Raw genomic sequence first — 19,667 nt, 5'->3', positions numbered from 1 at the left:
AGTGGACATGACAGTGCATCAAGGAAACGTTGTAGGAACCGCCGCGAGCGGTTCTCTTTTTACCCAAAGTAAGGCGGGAGTCCCTCATCGTGTTGGATACGATCTCAATGCTGTTCCGTTAACCTTTGAAGGCAAGGAAATGATCTATTCGCTAGGAGCACTATCTACTACGGCTGAATTAATTGACATCTATCGTTGGGGAACGTGGAGGCTGCTGGACAGCCATGGTGATGATCTGATCGGATACGTTACGGACAAGTATATTTACGGAGCAAGAACGAGGATTGGAATTCCTTACGAAAAAAATATGATCCTGAAGCACAAGTTCTTGACTCAATCTAGTGGAGTAGGCTTAATCCGAGAAACCATCAGAGGACTGAAAGTGAAGCAGAATTATGCAGGTCTCGATTGGTGTATCAAGGTCAAAATTCCTGTTAACCAGTCCGGTTTGGTAGGAAAAACGTGGGGAGATTGGTCTTACAGTGGAAGTGGCAATACGTCAGGTGCTTACCTGCGTCCACGGAGATATCCTGATACACATATTCCTAGAAGGAGGGAAAAGCCTTGAATCGAACATGGAAACTGATGGAGGAGATGAGAAAAGTGATGTTGCCAGTTTCATTTGCCCGAAGAGTAGAGTATGTTGGCGGTGGGGCAATGGCGTTGATCGATATTCCGATGGAGCATCCTCGATTCATGATTAAAACGATCAGGGTCATTCCGTCCAGAGAAACGAATGTGGAAGTTCATGTACTGAATAGCGCAGGCCCTCATCCGGAGGTTCTGTATTTCAACAATGCCCAATACTCGACGGGAAATTTTATGGAAGGCATTTACGATATGATCGATTTGCCTTATGAGGACATCGATGGGACTTCCACACTTCACTTGTCGTTGAAAAATTTAGGAACAGATATGGCCAACTTCGATATAGAGGTCGTTGGTTTGACTACAAGGTAGGAGGGATACCATGGATATTGTTTCATTCAGCAAAGCTGCCAAGGTAGAACGTGAAGTCAAACAAGCCAGAGATTCCTTTGCCACGCTTGATGGAAGACTGGACGCAGTGTCCACTGGTAATGTCGTTTCGGTGAGACTAAAGACGGAGCTGCCGACCATAGGTGAAGCAGGAAGATTATATCTGGTACGCCAGGACTCAAGCAATCAGAACACTTCAACGACGTATACATACAGTGGTGGGGAATATGTGAAGGTTGGCGGTGACCGAGTTTCTAATCATACCGATAACGGAGCCGTGAATATCAATGGTACCAAAACGATGATTTACTCCCATCCCGTCACACACAGTGCGGACATTATAATAGATGGAAGTACTAAAGTGATTATGACCTCACAAGAGCGTGAAAAGCTACTCAATATTGAGAATGAAGCGAATCATTATATCCATCCGGATACACATAGTGCAGATATGATTATAGATGGTGCAACCCGTGTGAGTATGACTTTGTCCGAGCGCAAGCGCCTGAGTGTGACGGACCCTTGGGATGCAATCAGCGATTTGGTGGATTATACAGACGTAGTTACATATTTTGCTTTTGATATGCAAGGCCGGGTCATTCGACAAGTCGTCACAGACAATTACATGGAGCAGGTCGTCACAGAGCCATTGCTGACCATGCCGATTTCGACAGATGGATATGGGCAAAATGATTCGTTTTTGGTGATATCTGTTGGTGAAGTTCATCGGTTGGACGGACAAGAATTCGTGCAGCTCCCGACCTTGGTCGATGTAATATATCAATATGATGATGAAGGAAGACTGGATTCAAAGTCCATCACCAGGATGGCAGCAACCCCAATTCAAACCAACTTCAAATACATCTATGACTCTTTGGGCAATCGCATAGCGGTTAAGAAATATTAAGGGATAGCTTATGCTGTCCTTTCTTTGTTTCAAAAAAAGAGAAATGCGGCTGCACAGGGTTAACATCCTGACGATTAGGACGTATAGAGAGAATAGTGAAGGTATGAAGGCTAACACTTGAAGTTTATTCTTTATTTCCTAATAACGTTAGAACACTAATTTAGCCAGGAGGTATTACTAGATGAATATTGGACTCACCGCTCATTTCTATTTCAAGGGAAGTGGCAAAAAGAAAACAGTGACATGGATTGAGGACAATCCCCGGCTACAACAGAAAGAGAAGGATTCCGATAAGGTTGTACGCGAGATTCCTTTAACTGCCGATGAAGTCAAGCAAGAATACCGAAGACTTTTCACTAAACATAAAAATGAGGGAAAGTCGATTACTTTGGAAGATACAGATGATGTTGTTCATATCATTGATCTCACCGATGTTCGCAATATTGAACTTACTTCAAAGGAGGGAACCATCGATGCTGTACAGACTGACCTTTGCGTTGAATCATGAGGAGATCATCACGATGGAGATGACCACGGAGAAGGACGACCTAGTTGGTGCAACGGAAGAAGCGTTCGATGTAATTGAGAAGGAATATGGTGCCAATGTGGTTTTGAATCTAGTGGCGTTCAGCCTGCTCAAAGTTGACGTGCCTAATGAACAATGAAGTTAAAAATAGATACTAAAACGAAATAGTATAGTTTTAAACGTAATGTGCTGCTTTATTTGCATAATTGTAAGCCATAGTAAAACCAGTGATATACCCCAAGCCTACTTCTGGGGTCTATTCCTTTTTCATGAAAAGATCGTGGGGACTTTAGTCCGTAAACGCATTGAAACTTGTCTTGTATAAAGAGTTTTGATTAAATTAGGTTTGATTATTGTATTCAGGGCAATAGGAGGAAAAAGGATGATTGTAGGGAGGGATGTGAACATTGACATAAAAGACTTGGAAAGAGAACTCGCGAAAATGGCATCAAGAATAAGAAAAGATTTTACTGAACGCGGGCCAGTAGATACCAGAGTCGTCATCATGAATTATTTTATCATCCTTAAGTTTACAGCAAAATTCACCAAACCTGAAGCGTTCATGCTTGAACACATGCAATCGCATTCCAGTCAGATCTTTGCCGAATACAAGCTGAAGCTTGCAGAAATGATGAGAGAAGATTTCAGTCCTGTTTTCTCCTATATTCACCTGGGTTTGAAAATTGAAGATATTGAAACCATGTTCTTTGGCACTGATTTTGCGGAACAGGTAACCGTCTTTAAAATGAACAAGGATGTTGAGGGGCTGCTGAAAAATGATGCAATAAACATGCCTTAAGACCCATGAAAATTCATTTTGTTATTGGATAGGTTCTTCGGAACTGATTTTGATGTTGACAATATCCTACATATTTCCTTATACTACCCTTATGGCGATCAGATAGAATTAATAATCTTGACGAAGCCTGTAATCGTATAAAAGGGCTTCAAGACCATATCTTCGGTAATTGGAACGAAATAGATGTCAGACCAAGACCGACACATTCCACCATTTTGGTATTTTCCTAGTGGTGCGCTCTGTGTTGGTCTTTTTGTTTGCAAAAAAAACGGGCTTTACGTTTCGCATTTGGCTTCGTATATAGTGGGTAAATGGTGTACTAAAGAAGCTGATAAAAATATGTTGCGAACATTAGTTCGTATTTGTTATTCTGAATGTAATAGGTTGGAAAAGTATCTCTGATAAATTGTCCCATTGCTGAGCTTTGAAAGTTAGTTTTATATCTTGATGTGGATCGGAAGGGGAGGTGGATCATCTACGCAATTTTTATGTAATGCAAAAGACTTATCTAGCTTTAAGCATTGCCTGAAGAAGAAGTTTTCATATTTACGAAGAAGTGATAACACTACATATTAGATATGGTTTTTTGGACATCGGCAAGCAATATTTGAGGTTTGATTAGGGTTAGGATAGTAGATTGCTGAGTGAGCAAGAATTAATCAAAATTTTAACGATAAAAATGCAAGTTAGAGTTAACAAACAACTAAACAACTAAATAGTTATTGGGGGAAAATGATGATGTCTGCTACAACTGCTTTGGGGTTTGATGATTTATTTGAAATTGGGGATATAGATACGTTCTTGAACAAAGCACAGGAAAAATGTCGCCATAAACTTAGAGGCAAAACGTTTGCAGGGATGGAAAAAGAGGATGTAACGCAGGAGATCATGATTAAGTTGTATAACGCGCTGGACAAGTATGACGCAGAAAAAGCAAAAATGTCGACGTTTGTTGATCACCTAATCGAAAACAAAATCAAGGATATGTACCGCAAATGCATGTCTGAGAAAAACCTCAGTGTCGTTAACGCTGTCCAGCTAGTGTGTACAGATCTTGGTGCAAGTGATGAAAGTGATGGAACAGATACAGCGCTAACGCTTGGGCACGCTGGGTTTGCTTTTGAGAATTTTGAATTCGTAACTGACATCATGGAGAATATGAAACTTAATGACCGGGAAAAAGAGATTTTTAAACTTCGAACCTCCGGGTACGAGTTTGTAGAAATTGCAGCAATGTTAGGTGTATCCAAGGCACGCATATCACAGTTATGGAAAGCGATTCGTGAGAAATACGAAGCTCTGTAGTTTTAATAAAGTGGCAATTCATAGCCAAAGTTTGTTGCAGATCGACCAAAACGGTACATAGAACTAAAAGCACCCTTAACGGGGTGCTTTTTTATATCGTATAGAGTAATTAAGCGTTTGAATAATGGAAGGTGGCAGAAGAATATGCTCAGTGTTGTTGTGTTGGGATTTACTTTGGAAAGTCTGTCGGGATTTTCTGATATTGCTTGGGCCCACCATGATTCAGCTAAAGCGTCCGGCCTAAGTAACCGGGAGTATGCGTTGATTATAGAGAAGGTTGTCTTTCAAGCAGATGCGTTGCTCGTTAATCTTGATGTGGAAAAGCTGACTCCTACTGAGGTAGTGATCTTGCATCATGCGTATATTCAAAACAAACCGATCATGGGTGTAGGACTCAGAGTATGGGAGCCTGTCATTGAGGAGATGTTGTCCAATCGAATAAATGATCTTGAGCGTGCTGTAAAGCATATTCGAACGCATTATACGCTCATAAGTGGCACCCTAAATGCCTCTCCTGTGGTACATCGTTAACTGTTAATAATATAACGCGTATAGAGAAATTGAAGAGTTGGATATCCGAGTCTAAGATAATTTAAATATGTGGAGGAATAACTGTATGACACAAATGATAAAAGCAAAAGACGATACATTAACCGAAGAATTGGTTGCAAGTCTGATTGGTAAATGCGTTCACGCACCAACGAATGTGCATGAGATTCAAACGCCAACAGGCGCAACAACAAAAGCCAATGTATGGTTTGCAGGTATTGTAGCTGGCTATGAAAAAGCCGTTATTGGATTCAACTACGAAGCGGACGAATTTCACGAAGAACCGCAAACCTACTACAACATTCATTTAACGGACGGTATGGGATATATTCTCACAAGTGCATTTGAACTTGAGATCCATGAGTTGACACAAGAGGAGTTTGCTCAATTGATCGAGGAGAAGAAAAAAGAGGAGAGCACTACTGAATCCCCTTCTGCTGTACAAAGCGATAAAGAAACAAACGAACAAACAAACGAACAAACAAACCCTGAGCTTCTTATCGCTAATGAATAAATGGACATGAAAAATTATGCCTTAGATATCGCTGTAAAGATGTTTACATCACCATCACCAATGGACCTAGAAGAACAGATTAATATCTGGATGAATGACAATCCCAATGTATTAGTCACTGGATTAGATGTTACTTCCACTTACGATTCAGCAAATAGCAGGATAGAGTATACAGCAATCTTGGCATATCAGACCAGTGAACGAGATGAGTCTTAGTAGGAAAAGAGAAGCCTTTAAATTCGACTATACACCCTCTAATTAATTGGGGTACAAGTTCGTACAAGCATTGAAAAACTACGGTTTCCTTCTATTATATAAGGCTTAACCTAAGGAGGTGAGCAATCCCGTTGGTCACTTTTGAAAAAATCGGGATTATCATTACGGCGGTACTGGCATCGATAACGATATATGGAGGGCTGATTGTACCAGCTGCTGTTAATCCGATTGGAGAACAAAACACAAAACAAACCCTAAAGCAAGTGAAGTCAAATCCGGACGCTACGTCCCATAAAGAAATGGTAGATATGTTAGAGCTTTATATAGAATCTTATCAGGAGAAGATAGTAAGCCAGCCTAAGCTGCTGAAGTATGTGAAGTGGGTGGACCATTATATTGAAGGCTCCAATATGGATTCTGTGTGGATATTGGCCATGATGTGGCAAGAGAGCCGCTTAGTAGAGGATAGCACATCATCTCATGGAGCCATTGGACTCCTTCAAATACTACCAAGTACGGCCAAATCGTTTGGTGTTAGCGGCAGTGACTTATACAAGCCGGAAATTAACATCAAAACCAGCATTGAATATATGGAATATCTATTGGAAAAGTATGACGGAAACCTCCGTACAGCAACAATTGCGTACAATCAGGGGGAGGGCAATGTAGACAAAGGCAAGGCTCGCCCCTGGTATTACAATCAAGTGAAGAAACACCATAACAATATGGTTCAGATACTAAAGAAAATCAATAAAGAACGTTAGAACGGTAGATTGTTGGTGAACTTCCACAACATTTACATAGGGAGATCTAGATGGATAAATTTTCAGAACATATTAGCATGAATTTGAAGTTGGACAAGAAATTTTACTCTATGGACCTAGTAGGAAATATTGAACGATGTCAAGTCGATGAACATTTTCTCGGAGATAGTATTTTGGTTAATGAGAACTTGATTTGGCATTCAGTACATAAATACATTGGAAAACCGGAAGTCATTATCAAAAATCATTGTGTGGAAAAAGACGATATTCTTCAATTGGGACGCCTTGGATTTATTAAAGCAGTCAAAGCATTTGATACAGGACGTGGGGTGAAATTCAGTTCGTTTGCTGTTACTGCGATTGTAAGGGAAATCCGATGTTTTCTGAGAGACAGCGCAAGTATTATTCGCCCCACTCGCACGGCTACAGAATTAATTAACCGAATCAATCGGCTGGAGCACGATATGGGGTATCTTCCGACCGCTCATGAAATCGCTCTGTTGCTTGATGAGGAAGAGGAGAAAATCAATAAGGCCCTACAAGTGGGCAAGGGAGTTAAATACCTGGATGAGCCTGTCGGAGCAGATGATCAGCAAGCCCAAGCAGTTACATTGATGGATACCATTTATAGCGGAGAAAATATTGAAGATGGAGTGGTCGACAGAATTTATGTTGATGCAGTTATAGAATCGGTGAAAAGCAAGTTAAGCGAGAAGGAAGTCACTGTCCTGAAGCATCGGGTAGAGGGTTTTAATCAAACACAGACAGCAGAGATGGAGGACATTAGCCAGATGAGAGTCTCCAGAATTATGCGGAAAGTGGCCAAGATGCTGGACAATAAATAAATATAATAAATCCTAGCATCTCAATTTTTTAAAACAGCAAAAATCCCTTCCGCTGCATGTGCGAGAGGGATTTTTGCTGTTTGCTAACACTGGGACATACTTCGGGTTGTCCTGTCATAAGCTAGTACAAGATTCCAAGTGACCCGGAGGAATGAATCGATGCGAAAATTAATGAAATTTATGGCATGCATGCTTGTACCCTTGTTTCTGTTTCCCTCAATTGGACTTGCTGAAGCTCAGGGAACCATACCTGGCCCCTCAAATCATGCGCAAAGCGCTGCTCTCATTGATGTGACGTCGGGCCGAATATTGTACAGCAAGGACGGGGATAAGGAACTCAGAATTGCCAGCTTGACCAAAATCATGACAGCAATTGTTGCGATTGAACACGGTAAACTGGATGACAAAGTAAAGGTAACTTCTTCGGCTTTTGCCAAAGAAGGGTCATCCATCTATCTCAAGCTGGGTGAAGAAATGACACTGGAAAACATGCTGTATGGGCTGATGCTTCGATCGGGCAACGATGCGGCCTCGGCGATTGCTGAACATGTCGGTGGATCTGAAGAAGGTTTCGTTCTTTTAATGAACAAAAAGGCAGAGCAAATTGGTCTAACCCATTCCCATTTTATGAATCCCCATGGACTTGACGCAGATGGTCATTACTCGACCGCCAATGATCTGGCACGCTTAACCGCGTATGCGCTCAAGAATCCGGTATTCAAACAAATTGTAGCTACGGAGAACAAATCGGCCCCAAATCCGAATGAGAGCTGGGAGTATTCCTGGCAAAACAAAAATAAAATGCTGCGATTGTACGAAGGAGCTGATGGCGTAAAGACCGGATATACCAAAAAAGCATTCCGTTGTCTGGTCAGCTCTGCTACTCGCAATGGACAACAACTTGCTGCGGTAACCCTGAACGATGGAGACGACTGGAATGACCATGCACGTATGCTGGATTTCGGTTTTGAAAACTTCCCTTTGGTGGAAATTGCAAAAAAAGAACAGCCTGTACAAAACACGGATGTGGTCACAGGCCGCGGGTTCACCTATCCTCTGGCGAAGAGTGAGACATCTTCATTGACGAAAAAGCTGATTTTACTCGAAAACCGTGTCCAAGAGAGTACAGAGGGAGATGCAAAAACGACTGATCCCACTTTTGGACTGGCCGGCCGAATTGATATGCAGCTTGACGGGAAACTTGTGGGTTCAATTCCTGTGTATCGCAAAGGAAGTTATATTCCGCCAGAGCCAAAGACAGAGGATGCAACTCTGGGGGGGATCGATGAAATTTCTACCTGGGCTTCCGCATGGCGTGCAGTATTAAGTCATTTGTTATCTCCATAATGAGGGGAGGGTTATCTTTTGATCAATTTAATCTGGCTTCTCATGATCGTAACCGGATTTGCTTTTGCAGCCGCACAGGGCAAAATTGAAGTCGTTACGCAGGCGGCTTTTGATGGAGCAGCAACCGGAGTCACGGTATGCTTTGGGCTGATCAGTGTGCTCGTGTTCTGGATGGGGATGATGAAAATGGCTGAGGATGCAGGGCTCTTGGGACGAATCGCAAAGCTGCTGGGTCCGGTTGTTGGCTTCTTGTTCCCGGATGTTCCGCGGAATCATCCAGCCATGGGCTATATTTTATCTAACATGAGTGCCAATCTGCTCGGCCTAGGCAATGCGGCAACCCCAATGGGGATTAAAGCCATGCAGCAACTGCAAGAGCTGAATCCGGATAAACAAACGGCTTCCCCTGCCATGTGCACGCTGCTGGCTCTGAATACAGCGAGTATCACCATTATTCCAACAACCCTGATAGCCATTCGGCTTAATTATCATTCTGCGAATGCCACGGAAATTGTAGGCACCACGCTAATGGCAACCATTATTGCGACATTTGCAGCCATCGTAGCCGATCGCTGGTACCGAAACAGGGCACTTCACAGGCCGCCGCGTGTACATAAAAGTGACAATCCCGGTATGAAAGGATGAGCAACGTTGTTAACCTTCATCAACTGGATTTCCGTCTGGGCCATTCCGGTTATCATCGCGTTTGTTCCATTATATGCGTTTACCAAAAAGGTCCCGGTCTACGAATCCTTTGTTGATGGGGCCAAAGACGGCTTCTCTACGGCAATTAGCATTATTCCCCATCTGGTAGGTATGATGGTAGCGATCAGTGTATTCCGTGCTTCTGGTGCATTGGATTATGTGATCAGCCTATTCGCACCACTTGTGTCCTGGATGGGGGTTCCGGGAGAAGTATTGCCACTCGGTATTTTGCGTCCTTTGACTGGGACAGGCTCGCTTGCCTTTACAACTGACCTAATTAAAACCTATGGCCCCGACTCGATGATTGGCCGCATGGCTTCCACGATTCAAGGCAGTACGGATACAACCCTATATGTATTGACTGTTTATTTTGGAGCGGTAGGGATACGTAATGGTCGCTATGCGCTCAAAGTTGGGTTGTTTTCCGATGTAGTTGGTTTCATTGCAGCCTTGGTCATTTGTTTGATTGTATTTGGTTAAAAATATGCCCTCTCCTTCCGATATACGAATTATGCTAGAATGATAGCGGAGGAGAGTGAGAATCATGCAAAAGAGTTGGAAACGAATGCTCCGCTTTGGAATGTCAGGCATGCTTGCCATTGCGTTGCTTGCAGGACAGACGGGGTTGGCTGCGGCTCAAGCCGTTAATACGATTCATTTTACGGGTTACTTCGATAAACAACTACGTGCTCAGTTGGCCGTTACAGCGGATTCTTTTCCAGTTGTGAACGTACGTCTGGTCAAGCAGGATGAACCCGATTCAGTATATTATGATGTAGGCACATCTATACTGATCTCCAAGGATGAGGTGCTAACCAACTATCATGTCGTTCAGGATTATGCTGAACTGTCTGATGGGGACGAAGGCACACTTACTGTAGCAAGCCCAGGTCATCTGGACAAGCCGGTTAAAGCCAAAATCATTAAAACAGATCCGGTGACAGATATGGCATTGCTGAAGCTGGACAAAGAAATCGACGCACAACCGGTGACGTTTGCAAATGCCAAAGATAATCAAATTGTCTATACCATCGGATTTCCTAAAAATTCTGCCGGGGAACTTGTGCTGTTGGACGAAGATTTCCCTTCAACTTATAATACAATTGCCAAGAGCCGAGTATTTAATTCACAAGATTCGGACGTTCCAGGCAAGAAGGGCATTGGCAGTATCGTAAAATCTGTGGCACAAGGCAATTCAGGTGGCCCTGTTCTGGACCAGAACAATCGGGTTATTGGCATGATGACCTTTGTATACGGAGGACGTACTTATTATATTACTTCCAAAACGTTGCAATCCTTTATTAAAGAAAGTGCAACCCCTGCGAAAAAGCAGGTCGTTGTTGCAGGTAAAGTAGCCAATTAACCTTTTGCTTATTGCAGTGGTTACATACGATTGAAAGTGAACGGCTCACCTTAACGCTCCTGTCGCATACAGACAGTGAGAGGGTGAGCTTTTTTGGTCTAAATACATAGCTAAATGCAGCTCTAAAGGTGTTTACAACCCCTGCGTTAACAAAATCGATGGATTATCCTTGTGATTTCCGGCCTTGATGGGTATCATTAGTGTGAGGTGACATGACAAACATGGAAAGATTACAAAAAATTATTGCACAGGCAGGCATTGCATCCCGCCGCAAGAGCGAGGAACTGATCCTGTCCGGCAAAGTAGAAGTTAACGGGGAGGTCGTAACCGAACTGGGTACGAAAGCGAACCCCGAAGAGGATATGATTACGGTTAATGGTAAACCGATCCGCAGTGAAAAGAAAGTGTACATGATGTTGAACAAACCGAAGGGTGTTATCACAAGTGCTTCAGACCCTGAAGGTCGGAAAATTGTATCCGACTATCTTAAAGGTGTCAAGGAACGGGTATACCCAGTGGGTCGTCTGGATTATGACACAGAAGGATTGCTCATTCTGACCAATGACGGCGAGTTTGCTCATTTGTTGACGCATCCGAAGCATCACGTACCCAAAACGTATCATGCAACCGTTAAAGGTGTTCCACATGGTTCGGCTCTGGAGAAATTAAAGACAGGCATTATGCTGGACGACGGTATGACAGCTCCGGCAGAGATTGAGTACAAAGATGTGGATACCGCAGCAAATGAATCTGTTATCTCTATTACGATTTACGAAGGGCGTAACCGTCAGGTTAGACGTATGTTCGAAGCGATTAACCATCCGGTAACACGTCTGAAACGGATTTCGTTTGGTGGTATTTTGCTTCAAAACCTGAAACGCGGACTCACACGTAATCTAACCAAAGAAGAAGTCAACAACCTGATTACGCTCGCAAAATCAGAACCCGCCAAAAAAATGAAAAAAAGGTAATGTGAGGACACATAATTTTCATAAAAGCGCCGCAGATTTGTGACGAAATTCGCTATAATTGTTCATAGGATGTTCACAGGTGTCCAAGACCGTTATATGCGAATGCTAGTCACTCAAGCTTTTTGCATAAATCCCTGGAGCGACTTTCAATCAGCAAGAGTTAGATCGAAATGGTGTTATTCGTCTAATTCTTGTACCCGGGAGCGTTTAGAATCAAATTATGCAAAAAGCTGACTTAAAAGGGGAGCAGCACATGGGGAAATCAAGAAGAGCGGTGCAGATCGTCATTTTGTTATTGATCCTGGTGTTGGGCGGATATGCGATTACTACATCGGTATCCGGCTCGAATGGCAAGCCAAAAGAAGGAGACAAAGCTCCTTCTTTTGAATTGCTGGGCCTGGATGGACAAGTTCATACGTCTGAGGAATACAAAGGCAAAGCCATGGTGATCAACTTCTGGGGGACTTGGTGTGAGCCTTGTGTCAAAGAGATGCCTGCGCTACAAGCGCAAGCGGACAAATGGAAGGACCAGGGTGTCCAATTTGTTGGAATCAATGTTGGGGAAGACCAGATGACCGTGGAAAATTTTGTTCGGCAGGTGGGCGTTACGTTTCCGATTATGCTCGACCGTGACAAAAACTCGATCCGGGATTTCGGTATATCTCCGATGCCAACGACATTTTTTGTCTCCGACACGGGTAAAATCTCCACCATTCATATCGGTCAACTTGATTTGAACACACTTGACGCTCAAATCTCACAACTGGCGAAACAGCCCTGACAGGAGGTCTAGTCGTGTTCCAAAATACGAAGTGTGAGTGCGGACACCAGAATCCGGTGGGCACTGTGCTGTGTGAAGCATGCGGCAAGCCGCTGCTGGAGGCCGAGGTAAAATCGGATGAAGTATTGGAAATGCGTTATGATGGCATGGCGCGTCGTTCGCAGCGTACGAATCCCAAAATTATTGACCGCATATGGAACTTTTTCTCATCGGTCAAAATTGCTGTTTACATGATTGTGTTTACACTTGTAGGTTCCATGCTAGGCACGATCTATCCACAAGAAAGTACATTTCTGAATATTGATCCATCCGTATATTACAAGGACACATACGGTCAGTTGGGTCATATCTATTATCTGCTGGGTCTGTCCCATACATACGAATCCTGGTGGTTTATTTTGCTACTGGTGCTGATCGGTGCTTCATTGGTCATATGCAGTCTAGACCGGGTACTTCCACTATACAAAGCGCTGAATAAACAGAAAATACGCAAACACATGCAGTTTCTTACACGCCAGCGACTGGTGTACCAAGGCTCCATAGAAGAGGCATCAGAAGACTGGATTAAGAAAGCGGTTACGCCGCTTAAAAAGAAAGGTTATCGTGTGCATACCGAGGGTAGTGCATTGCTGGCTGAGAAACAGCGATTCAGTCGCTGGGGACCTTATGTTATCCACATCGGCTTGATTATCTTTCTACTGGCAGTACTTGCCCGAGGGCTTCCCGGGCTGAATCTGGATGAGCATGTTGCTTTTCCCGAAGGTGAGATCAAGAAAATACCGAATACCTCCATGTATTTGAAGAATGAACAGTTTAATGTTGAGTTTTACAGTGAAGATGAGGTTCCAGAACAGTTCAAAAATTTGAACAAAACCGTTCCAAAACTGTTTGAAACCAAAGTGGTGTTGTACGAATGTACGGCAGATTGCTCGGATCCTTCGAAAAAACCTCAATTGACCGAGGTGGACCGACATGATGTTCGAGTGAACCATCCACTGAATTACCACGGATTGAAAGCATATCAGTTTGATTATGATTTGACACCAACGATTCGTTCGGTAACGCCTGATCTGGTCAATGCCCAGACGGGTGAGAAGTACGGAGCAATCCAAATTGCTATGGTGGATACGCAGCGAACGTTTGAAGCTGGACCCTATAGTCTGAATGTGAAAGAAAAATATATGGATTTTGGGCTGGATGAAAATGGAGAGCCCAAATCAAAGTCCCCTTCACCTAATGCGCCTGCCTTTCTATTTAACATCAAGGGACCCGATTTACCTGCAGAGGGCATGCAGTACTTGTATTTTGCGAAGCAGATCGATAAACAGCGTTTTCAACAGGACGCAATTAACAAACAGCTGAATGGAGGAGAAATTCCTTTGCAGCTAGAGGTCGATAGCATGGATAAGGTGGACATCATTCAGTCCGTGAGTTACCTCAATATCCGTATTGATAAGGCCATGCCTTTCGTATGGGTTGGGGCAGGAATCGTTATGTTGGGTCTGGTTATGGGCTTTTACTGGCACCACCGACGTATTTGGATTCGGATTGATGATGGACAACTTACCCTAGGCGGCCACACGAACAAAAACTGGTTTGGTTTTAGGCGAGAGGTTGCAGCTGTGTTAAAACATATGAATGTGGAAGTGGATGAGAAGTCGTTGGATAACGGGGGGAACCAAACATGAGTTTATTGGATTTCAGCAGCGACGCATTTATCGTATCTTTTTTTCTGTATTGTGCTGCATTTATGTTATATGGCGTTGCCGTCATGGGCAAGAAATGGAGTAATCGTGACCCGCAAGCTCATGTAGAACGATGGGGCAAGCGAGCCTTTATTGCATCAACGGTTGCACTAGCTGCACATCTCATCTTCTTTGGTACACGATGGGCTGGAGCAGGCCATATACCCGTAAGTAATATGTATGAGTTTATGAGTTTTCTATCCATGATGATTATGGTGGCATTTATTGTAGTTTACGCAATTTATCGAAAATCGTTGCTGGGACTATTTGCATTGCCACTAACCATCATTATTATGGCATATGCAGCCGTATTTCCTCAGGAAGTACAGCCGCTGATCCCTGCTTTGCAATCGATATGGCTCAAGATCCACGTGACGTTGGCTGCACTTGGCGAGGCATTCTTCGCCGTAGGTTTTGCCGCAGGATTCATGTACTTGTTACGCACAGTGGATTTCAGTGGCAAGGATAAGTCATCCAGACGCCAGCGAGGATGGGTTGAGTTTACATTAATCACTATCGTCGTTGTGGTTGGGTTTATCGGGTCGGTATTTGCTTTCCGTGCATCCGGATATGAAGCGGTTTTTGTTCAGAAAACCACGAGCATTGACACAGAGGTACAGGAAAATAGTACAATAGAGAAAGTGATTTATCGCATGCCTCCTATATTTGCACCTTATAATAGCGAAGTGGAGAGCATAAAACCGTTTCTTGGCATGAAGGAACCTTTGCTTGAGACACCTTCCTGGATGAACGGAGTTAATGCTGGACGTAAACTGAATACGGTAGTCTGGTCTTTGATTGTAGGGCTGATCTTATATGGACTTATTCGTTTAATTGTAAGAAGACCGCTTGGACAAGCTCTGCAACCAATGCTGGATGGCATTGATGCCGACGATCTTGATGAGATTAGTTACCGCGCAATTGCTATCGGATTCCCGATATTTACATTGGGAGCATTAATTTTTGCTATGATCTGGGCTCAGATTGCCTGGAGCCGTTTCTGGGGATGGGACCCCAAAGAGGTGTGGGCACTTATAACATGGTTATATTATAGTGTGTACCTGCATTTGCGTTTGTCCAGAGGCTGGCAGGGCCGCAAGTCTGCCTGGCTTGCAGTACTTGGATTTTTGGTCGTTATGTTTACGCTCGTTGGTGTGAATTTGATCATCGCCGGGTTGCATTCATACGCTGGGGCAGACTAGGAGAGGTAGTTTCGTAAAGTTCCCGAGAGAAATCCATGAAACACATACGTAAGCCCCTACGTTCAATGGGGCATTCAAATATTGTTCGCCAGATCGAACATAATAGAAGTGATGAGGAGTTATTGCAAAGGGGCTGGAGTGGAATGGCTGAACATGAGAACCGTATACTAGTCGTGGATGACGAGGAAAGAATCCGACGGCTTTTGAAAATGTATCTCGAAAAAGAAGGTTATGAAATCGATGAAGCAGAGGATGGGGAAACTGCGTTGCGAAAAGCAACTGCAGGTGACTATGGTCTGATTTTGCTTGATGTGATGTTACCGGGCATGGACGGCGTTGAAGTATGTACCCGTTTGCGTCAGGTAAAATCAACCCCTGTTTTGATGCTTACTGCAAAAGGCGAAGAAATTAACCGCGTTCAGGGCTTTGAAGTTGGAGCAGATGATTATGTCGTTAAGCCGTTCAGTCCACGTGAAGTGATTTACCGGGTGAAGGCGATTTTGCGTCGTTCTTCTGCGACAGCTTATCTGTCTAAGGAAAGTAATTCAAGCAACAATATCGTATTTCCTCATTTGGTCATCGAACATGATGCTCACCGCGTAACCGCAGGTGGGGAAGAGATCAGTCTAACACCGAAAGAATATGAACTGTTGCATTATCTCGCGACATCTCCAGATAAAGTTTTCTCCAGAGAAGAGCTGCTGAAGGATGTATGGAATTATGAATTCTTTGGTGATCTTCGTACTGTGGATACGCATGTGAAGCGTCTTCGCGAGAAGTTAAACAAGGTTTCGCCAGAGTCAGCGGCGATGATTACGACGGTGTGGGGTGTGGGTTATAAACTGGAAGTACCGAAGTAGTTTTAGTTTCTGGAGATCGCTGGTCGGGAAGTTATGGATTACGATTATTTGCCTTGTGGGCTGTGTACTCATAGCATTGGGTCTTTTTTTGCTGCCGTATATTGATACGAATTTTGCGGAGTCTGAGTCGAGAGATATCAAACGTTTGTTCACATATGTTTGTATTATCGGATTCAGCTTGACGACCTTTTTTGCGCTGTTTCTTTTTACGAAAATTACGCAGCCGATGCAGCAGTTAATTCAAGCAGCCAATGCGATTCGAAAAGGAAACTACGGTACACGTCTCTCCCTTGTAACGAGCGATGAGATTGGAGAATTGGGTAATACATTTAATCATATGGCTGCACAGCTGGAAGATAACATTCGCAACCTTAACCATGAGAAAGAACATCTGGCGAGCGTGCTCCGAAGCATGACCGATGCCGTAGTGACATTCGATGGTGAGGGAAAGGTTATTTTGACAAACCCCCCCGGCGAGAAAATCATGCAGGCTTGGTGTGATTTGGACTGGGCACAGATGGGCGAGAGACAGGACTCGGAGAATGCTGTGAGTTCTTCGCGAGAGGTACCGGAACCACTCGTTCCTTTGTTCAAAAAGGTGATGGAGCAGGGCGGCGATCAGAACTCTAACGTGCATGTGCAGCAGGGAGTCTGGTCTGTTCAGATGGCACCTTTGTACGCGGATAGTGTCGTTCGAGGCGCAGTAGCTGTGCTTCGTGACGTGACGGAGGAAGTACGACTGGAGAAGATGCGTCGTGATTTTGTCGCCAACGTCTCTCACGAAATACGTACTCCGCTATCCATGATGCAAGGGTACAGTGAAGCTCTTTTGGATGGGATGGCGGCTTCCCCAGAAGAAAGTGAAGAATTAATTCAAGTGATTCATGATGAGTCTTTGCGTATGGGCAGGTTGGTTAAGGATCTGCTTGATCTTGCGCGAATGGAAGCGGGTCATACGGATATGGCCGTGAAGGAAGTGGATTTGGTTGAACTATTGGAACGAGTATACAGAAAGTTCTCGGTACGTTCCAAAGAACAGGATATCCATCTTAGGTTTGAGTGCAAACAGTCTTCCATTGAACTTCATCAGGCGGATGAGGATCGACTTGAACAGGTGTTTACCAATTTGCTGGATAATGCGTTTCGGCATACTCCCTCAGGCAAAAATGTTGTCATATCGGCAGAGCTGTTAACTGATGTCCGGACACCTGTAGCTAAAGTGACTGTAAACGATGAAGGTGTAGGCATTCCGTCTTCCGATCTGCCATTCATCTTTGAACGATTCTACAAAGCAGATAAGGCTCGTGTTCGGGGTGAAAGTGTCGGTACAGGACTGGGGCTCGCAATTGTTAAAAACATTGTAGATGCGCATCACGGTACCATTATCGTTAATAGCGTACTTGGCGAAGGTACAGAGTTTATTTTACAATTTCCGGTGGATTCATCGAAATAGCCCGATTTCATACAAAAAGTGCGGAAGCACCCTCATGCTGAGGGTGCTTTTTTTGTTGAACAGTACCGTTTAATCTTGTTCAACGTGGAACAGTATGTTCATTTTTTTGCGTCAAAATATGTGTCCAAGATAAGTTTACCTCTTATGAAACATAAGCTTGAAGAGCGAAGATGTTAAAGGAGGAGTGGATTAGGCATGTCCAATGATAGAAAAAGGGTGAATATTAAAGCTTTCTTAGAAGGAAGATCGTTTCGAGCGGGATCACCGTTTATTCCAATAACATCGAGTGAAGTGGAGCAGTTTGAGTCCATTTTGAAAGCACTAGCAGTGACTATTCCTGCATCTGTCAGTCAGCCTACAGCGTCTAATACTCTCGCGTTGCAAAACAGTTTACGGAGTTTGCTCAACTTTGTTAATACCTCTGGTTTTCGAGCTGGGGTGAAAGCGGAGTTACAATCCGTTCTGGAACTAACCATTGCAGGCTCTGAAGTTGTGCCTGTAGCCGTTATTAATCTAGCTGGAAACTTGCAAAATTTACTCGATGATGTATTAAGTGTAACGTTGCTTCTGGAAGTTCCGCCTGCGGAAAAAGATAAATTGGTTGGTTTGATTCGTTCCATATCCGTATCATTGACTCGTGCTACCAGTTCATTTGGAACATCAGGAACTCCAGGTCCTCCAGGTCCTCCAGGTCCCCCGGGAGTTCCGGGAGTTCCAGGGGTTCCGGGTGTTCCTGGACTGCCAGGTCCGACCGGGTCAGGAGGAACAGTTGGACCAGTAGGTCCGGTAGGACCTCTAGGGCCTCAAGGCGTACCAGGTCCGCAGGGGGCGCCTGGAGTTGGACTGGATGATATATCCGTTTTTGACCCAGCTCAGGCACCTGGCTATGTGCAAGGTCAAGTAGTTTCGTATAACGGTAGTCTTTATGTAGTTAACGTAAATGGTCCCACCGGTATACCTGGAAGTTCTCCAGACTACACGTTGTTTTTGTCAGGAGGAATGACTGGAGCAACTGGGGCAGGTTTAACGGGCTCTGTTCCATTTGATCCAGCGGTAGCACCAGGTTATCCGGCAGGACAAATTGTAACATTTGGCGGTAGTACCTATATTACTAGTGTGGCATCGCCAACGGGAACACCGGGTAGTTCACCGGATTATACTTTGCTAGCAGCGGCCGGAGCTACTGGAGCCACCGGGGCAACGGGTGTGGGACTCGGTGGTTCTGTTCCATTTGATCCAGCGGTAGCACCAACGTATCCAGCGGGTCAGGTCGTAACATTTGAGGGCAGCACCTACATTACAAATGTGGCATCGCCAACAGGAACTCCCGGTACTTCAACGGACTATACACTCTTGGCGGGAGCAGGACCTACAGGGGCAACGGGAGCCACTGGCTTAGGTTTAAGTGGAATATTACCGTTTGATCCGGCAGTAGCACCAACGTATCCAGCGGGTCAAATAGTGACGTTTGACGGTAGTACCTATATTACTAATGTAGCTTCACCAACTGGAACTCCAGGTACATCACCAGACTACACATTGCTTGCTGGCGCAGGAGCCACCGGTGCAACCGGAGCAACAGGAGTGGGCTTGAATGGAGCAGTTCCGTTTGACCCAGCAGTAGCACCAACGTATCCAGCGGGTCAAGTTGTAACTTTCGACGGCAGTACGTATATTACAAATGTCGCATCGCCAACGGGAACGCCGGGAACATCCCCGGATTATACATTGCTTGCAGGCGCAGGACCAACGGGGCCCACGGGTGTAACAGGAGCGACTGGAGTAGGTCTGAACGGGATTGTACCGTTTGATCCAGCAGTAGCACCAACGTATCCAG

At 44.3% G+C, this 19,667-nt stretch carries 22 protein-coding genes; all 22 read left to right on the top strand.

Annotated elements, in window-relative coordinates:
• Positions 1–7 precede the first annotated feature (7 nt).
• Entirely contained in the window at positions 8–568 is a 561-nt protein-coding gene (locus CS562_RS21335; RefSeq protein ID WP_099858165.1) for a hypothetical protein, read from the top strand.
• Positions 565–960, top strand: a complete 396-nt coding sequence (locus CS562_RS21330) for a hypothetical protein (protein ID WP_099858164.1) — start codon at positions 565–567, stop codon at positions 958–960. Before CS562_RS21335 ends, CS562_RS21330 begins: the two co-directional genes overlap by 4 nt.
• A gap of 10 nt (positions 961–970) precedes the next feature.
• Positions 971–1,885 (top strand): hypothetical protein, encoded by a 915-nt coding sequence (locus tag CS562_RS21325; RefSeq protein ID WP_099858163.1) that lies wholly within the window; start codon positions 971–973, stop codon positions 1,883–1,885.
• A gap of 181 nt (positions 1,886–2,066) precedes the next feature.
• Positions 2,067–2,393 (top strand): hypothetical protein, encoded by a 327-nt coding sequence (locus tag CS562_RS21320; RefSeq protein WP_099858162.1) that lies wholly within the window; start codon positions 2,067–2,069, stop codon positions 2,391–2,393.
• Positions 2,359–2,550: a hypothetical protein gene (locus tag CS562_RS21315; protein WP_072735249.1), complete on the top strand. Its 192-nt coding sequence runs from the start codon at positions 2,359–2,361 to the stop codon at positions 2,548–2,550. The genes CS562_RS21320 and CS562_RS21315 overlap by 35 nt, the downstream gene beginning before the upstream one ends.
• Positions 2,551–2,757: 207 nt before the next feature.
• Complete coding sequence (locus CS562_RS21310) at positions 2,758–3,210, top strand: Na-translocating system protein MpsC family protein (RefSeq protein WP_218966746.1); 453 nt, start codon at positions 2,758–2,760, stop codon at positions 3,208–3,210.
• A gap of 738 nt (positions 3,211–3,948) precedes the next feature.
• Positions 3,949–4,515 (top strand): sigma-70 family RNA polymerase sigma factor, encoded by a 567-nt coding sequence (locus CS562_RS21305; protein WP_180287198.1) that lies wholly within the window; start codon positions 3,949–3,951, stop codon positions 4,513–4,515.
• 144 nt (positions 4,516–4,659) lie between these two features.
• Entirely contained in the window at positions 4,660–5,046 is a 387-nt protein-coding gene (locus tag CS562_RS21300; protein ID WP_099858159.1) for a hypothetical protein, read from the top strand.
• An 85-nt stretch (positions 5,047–5,131) separates the two neighbouring features.
• Positions 5,132–5,578 carry a hypothetical protein gene (locus CS562_RS21295; RefSeq protein WP_099858158.1) on the top strand — a complete coding sequence of 149 codons (447 nt, stop codon included), beginning with the start codon at positions 5,132–5,134 and terminating at the stop codon, positions 5,576–5,578.
• A 347-nt stretch (positions 5,579–5,925) separates the two neighbouring features.
• Complete coding sequence (locus CS562_RS21290) at positions 5,926–6,558, top strand: lytic transglycosylase domain-containing protein (protein ID WP_099858157.1); 633 nt, start codon at positions 5,926–5,928, stop codon at positions 6,556–6,558.
• A gap of 50 nt (positions 6,559–6,608) precedes the next feature.
• The gene (locus CS562_RS21285; RefSeq protein ID WP_099858156.1) at positions 6,609–7,403 is read left to right on the top strand and encodes a sigma-70 family RNA polymerase sigma factor; all 795 of its coding nucleotides are present in this window, start codon (positions 6,609–6,611) and stop codon (positions 7,401–7,403) included.
• Between the two features lie 159 nt (positions 7,404–7,562).
• A complete protein-coding gene (locus CS562_RS21280) occupies positions 7,563–8,750 on the top strand; it encodes a D-alanyl-D-alanine carboxypeptidase family protein (RefSeq protein ID WP_099858155.1) in 1,188 nt (395 codons plus the stop codon).
• An 18-nt stretch (positions 8,751–8,768) separates the two neighbouring features.
• Positions 8,769–9,395 carry a nucleoside recognition domain-containing protein gene (locus CS562_RS21275; protein ID WP_063568316.1) on the top strand — a complete coding sequence of 209 codons (627 nt, stop codon included), beginning with the start codon at positions 8,769–8,771 and terminating at the stop codon, positions 9,393–9,395.
• Between the two features lie 6 nt (positions 9,396–9,401).
• Positions 9,402–9,935 (top strand): spore maturation protein, encoded by a 534-nt coding sequence (locus tag CS562_RS21270; protein ID WP_062324415.1) that lies wholly within the window; start codon positions 9,402–9,404, stop codon positions 9,933–9,935.
• Positions 9,936–9,999: 64 nt separating this feature from the next.
• A complete protein-coding gene (locus CS562_RS21265; RefSeq protein ID WP_064636817.1) occupies positions 10,000–10,818 on the top strand; it encodes a S1 family peptidase in 819 nt (272 codons plus the stop codon).
• Positions 10,819–11,039: 221 nt separating this feature from the next.
• Positions 11,040–11,789 (top strand): pseudouridine synthase, encoded by a 750-nt coding sequence (locus tag CS562_RS21260; protein ID WP_063568319.1) that lies wholly within the window; start codon positions 11,040–11,042, stop codon positions 11,787–11,789.
• A gap of 253 nt (positions 11,790–12,042) precedes the next feature.
• Positions 12,043–12,570: a redoxin domain-containing protein gene (locus CS562_RS21255; protein WP_076291921.1), complete on the top strand. Its 528-nt coding sequence runs from the start codon at positions 12,043–12,045 to the stop codon at positions 12,568–12,570.
• 14 nt (positions 12,571–12,584) lie between these two features.
• Complete coding sequence (gene resB / locus CS562_RS21250) at positions 12,585–14,258, top strand: cytochrome c biogenesis protein ResB (protein WP_099858154.1); 1,674 nt, start codon at positions 12,585–12,587, stop codon at positions 14,256–14,258.
• Positions 14,255–15,517, top strand: coding sequence for a cytochrome c biogenesis protein CcsA (gene ccsA, locus CS562_RS21245; RefSeq protein ID WP_076291923.1), 1,263 nt, complete (start codon positions 14,255–14,257; stop codon positions 15,515–15,517). Before resB ends, ccsA begins: the two co-directional genes overlap by 4 nt.
• Before the next feature lie 143 nt (positions 15,518–15,660).
• Entirely contained in the window at positions 15,661–16,377 is a 717-nt protein-coding gene (locus CS562_RS21240) for a response regulator transcription factor (RefSeq protein ID WP_017687664.1), read from the top strand.
• On the top strand, positions 16,346–17,830 hold the full coding sequence (locus CS562_RS21235; protein WP_306554673.1) for an ATP-binding protein: 1,485 nt from the start codon (positions 16,346–16,348) through the stop codon (positions 17,828–17,830). Before CS562_RS21240 ends, CS562_RS21235 begins: the two co-directional genes overlap by 32 nt.
• A gap of 195 nt (positions 17,831–18,025) precedes the next feature.
• Positions 18,026–19,667 (top strand): collagen-like repeat preface domain-containing protein (locus CS562_RS33035; RefSeq protein ID WP_099858153.1); only part of this gene is annotated, 1,642 nt, incomplete at its 3' end.

The sequence above is a fragment of the Paenibacillus sp. LK1 genome (assembly GCF_002750415.1).
Taxonomy (GTDB): Bacteria; Bacillota; Bacilli; order Paenibacillales; family Paenibacillaceae; genus Paenibacillus; species Paenibacillus taichungensis.
Note: the sequence above shows the minus strand (reverse complement) of the source record. Positions and strands in the feature narration are given on the sequence as shown.

Coding starts and splice junctions, on each gene's coding strand:
- CS562_RS21240 (WP_017687664.1), top strand. CDS start 15,661: ATGGCTGAACATGAGAACCGTATACTAGTCGTGGATGACGAGGAAAGA.
- CS562_RS21315 (WP_072735249.1), top strand. CDS start 2,359: ATGCTGTACAGACTGACCTTTGCGTTGAATCATGAGGAGATCATCACG.
- CS562_RS21295 (WP_099858158.1), top strand. CDS start 5,132: ATGACACAAATGATAAAAGCAAAAGACGATACATTAACCGAAGAATTG.
- CS562_RS21305 (WP_180287198.1), top strand. CDS start 3,949: ATGTCTGCTACAACTGCTTTGGGGTTTGATGATTTATTTGAAATTGGG.
- CS562_RS21255 (WP_076291921.1), top strand. CDS start 12,043: ATGGGGAAATCAAGAAGAGCGGTGCAGATCGTCATTTTGTTATTGATC.
- CS562_RS21265 (WP_064636817.1), top strand. CDS start 10,000: ATGCAAAAGAGTTGGAAACGAATGCTCCGCTTTGGAATGTCAGGCATG.
- CS562_RS21285 (WP_099858156.1), top strand. CDS start 6,609: ATGGATAAATTTTCAGAACATATTAGCATGAATTTGAAGTTGGACAAG.
- CS562_RS21300 (WP_099858159.1), top strand. CDS start 4,660: ATGCTCAGTGTTGTTGTGTTGGGATTTACTTTGGAAAGTCTGTCGGGA.
- CS562_RS21335 (WP_099858165.1), top strand. CDS start 8: ATGACAGTGCATCAAGGAAACGTTGTAGGAACCGCCGCGAGCGGTTCT.
- ccsA (WP_076291923.1), top strand. CDS start 14,255: ATGAGTTTATTGGATTTCAGCAGCGACGCATTTATCGTATCTTTTTTT.
- CS562_RS21280 (WP_099858155.1), top strand. CDS start 7,563: ATGCGAAAATTAATGAAATTTATGGCATGCATGCTTGTACCCTTGTTT.
- CS562_RS21325 (WP_099858163.1), top strand. CDS start 971: ATGGATATTGTTTCATTCAGCAAAGCTGCCAAGGTAGAACGTGAAGTC.
- CS562_RS21320 (WP_099858162.1), top strand. CDS start 2,067: ATGAATATTGGACTCACCGCTCATTTCTATTTCAAGGGAAGTGGCAAA.
- CS562_RS21260 (WP_063568319.1), top strand. CDS start 11,040: ATGGAAAGATTACAAAAAATTATTGCACAGGCAGGCATTGCATCCCGC.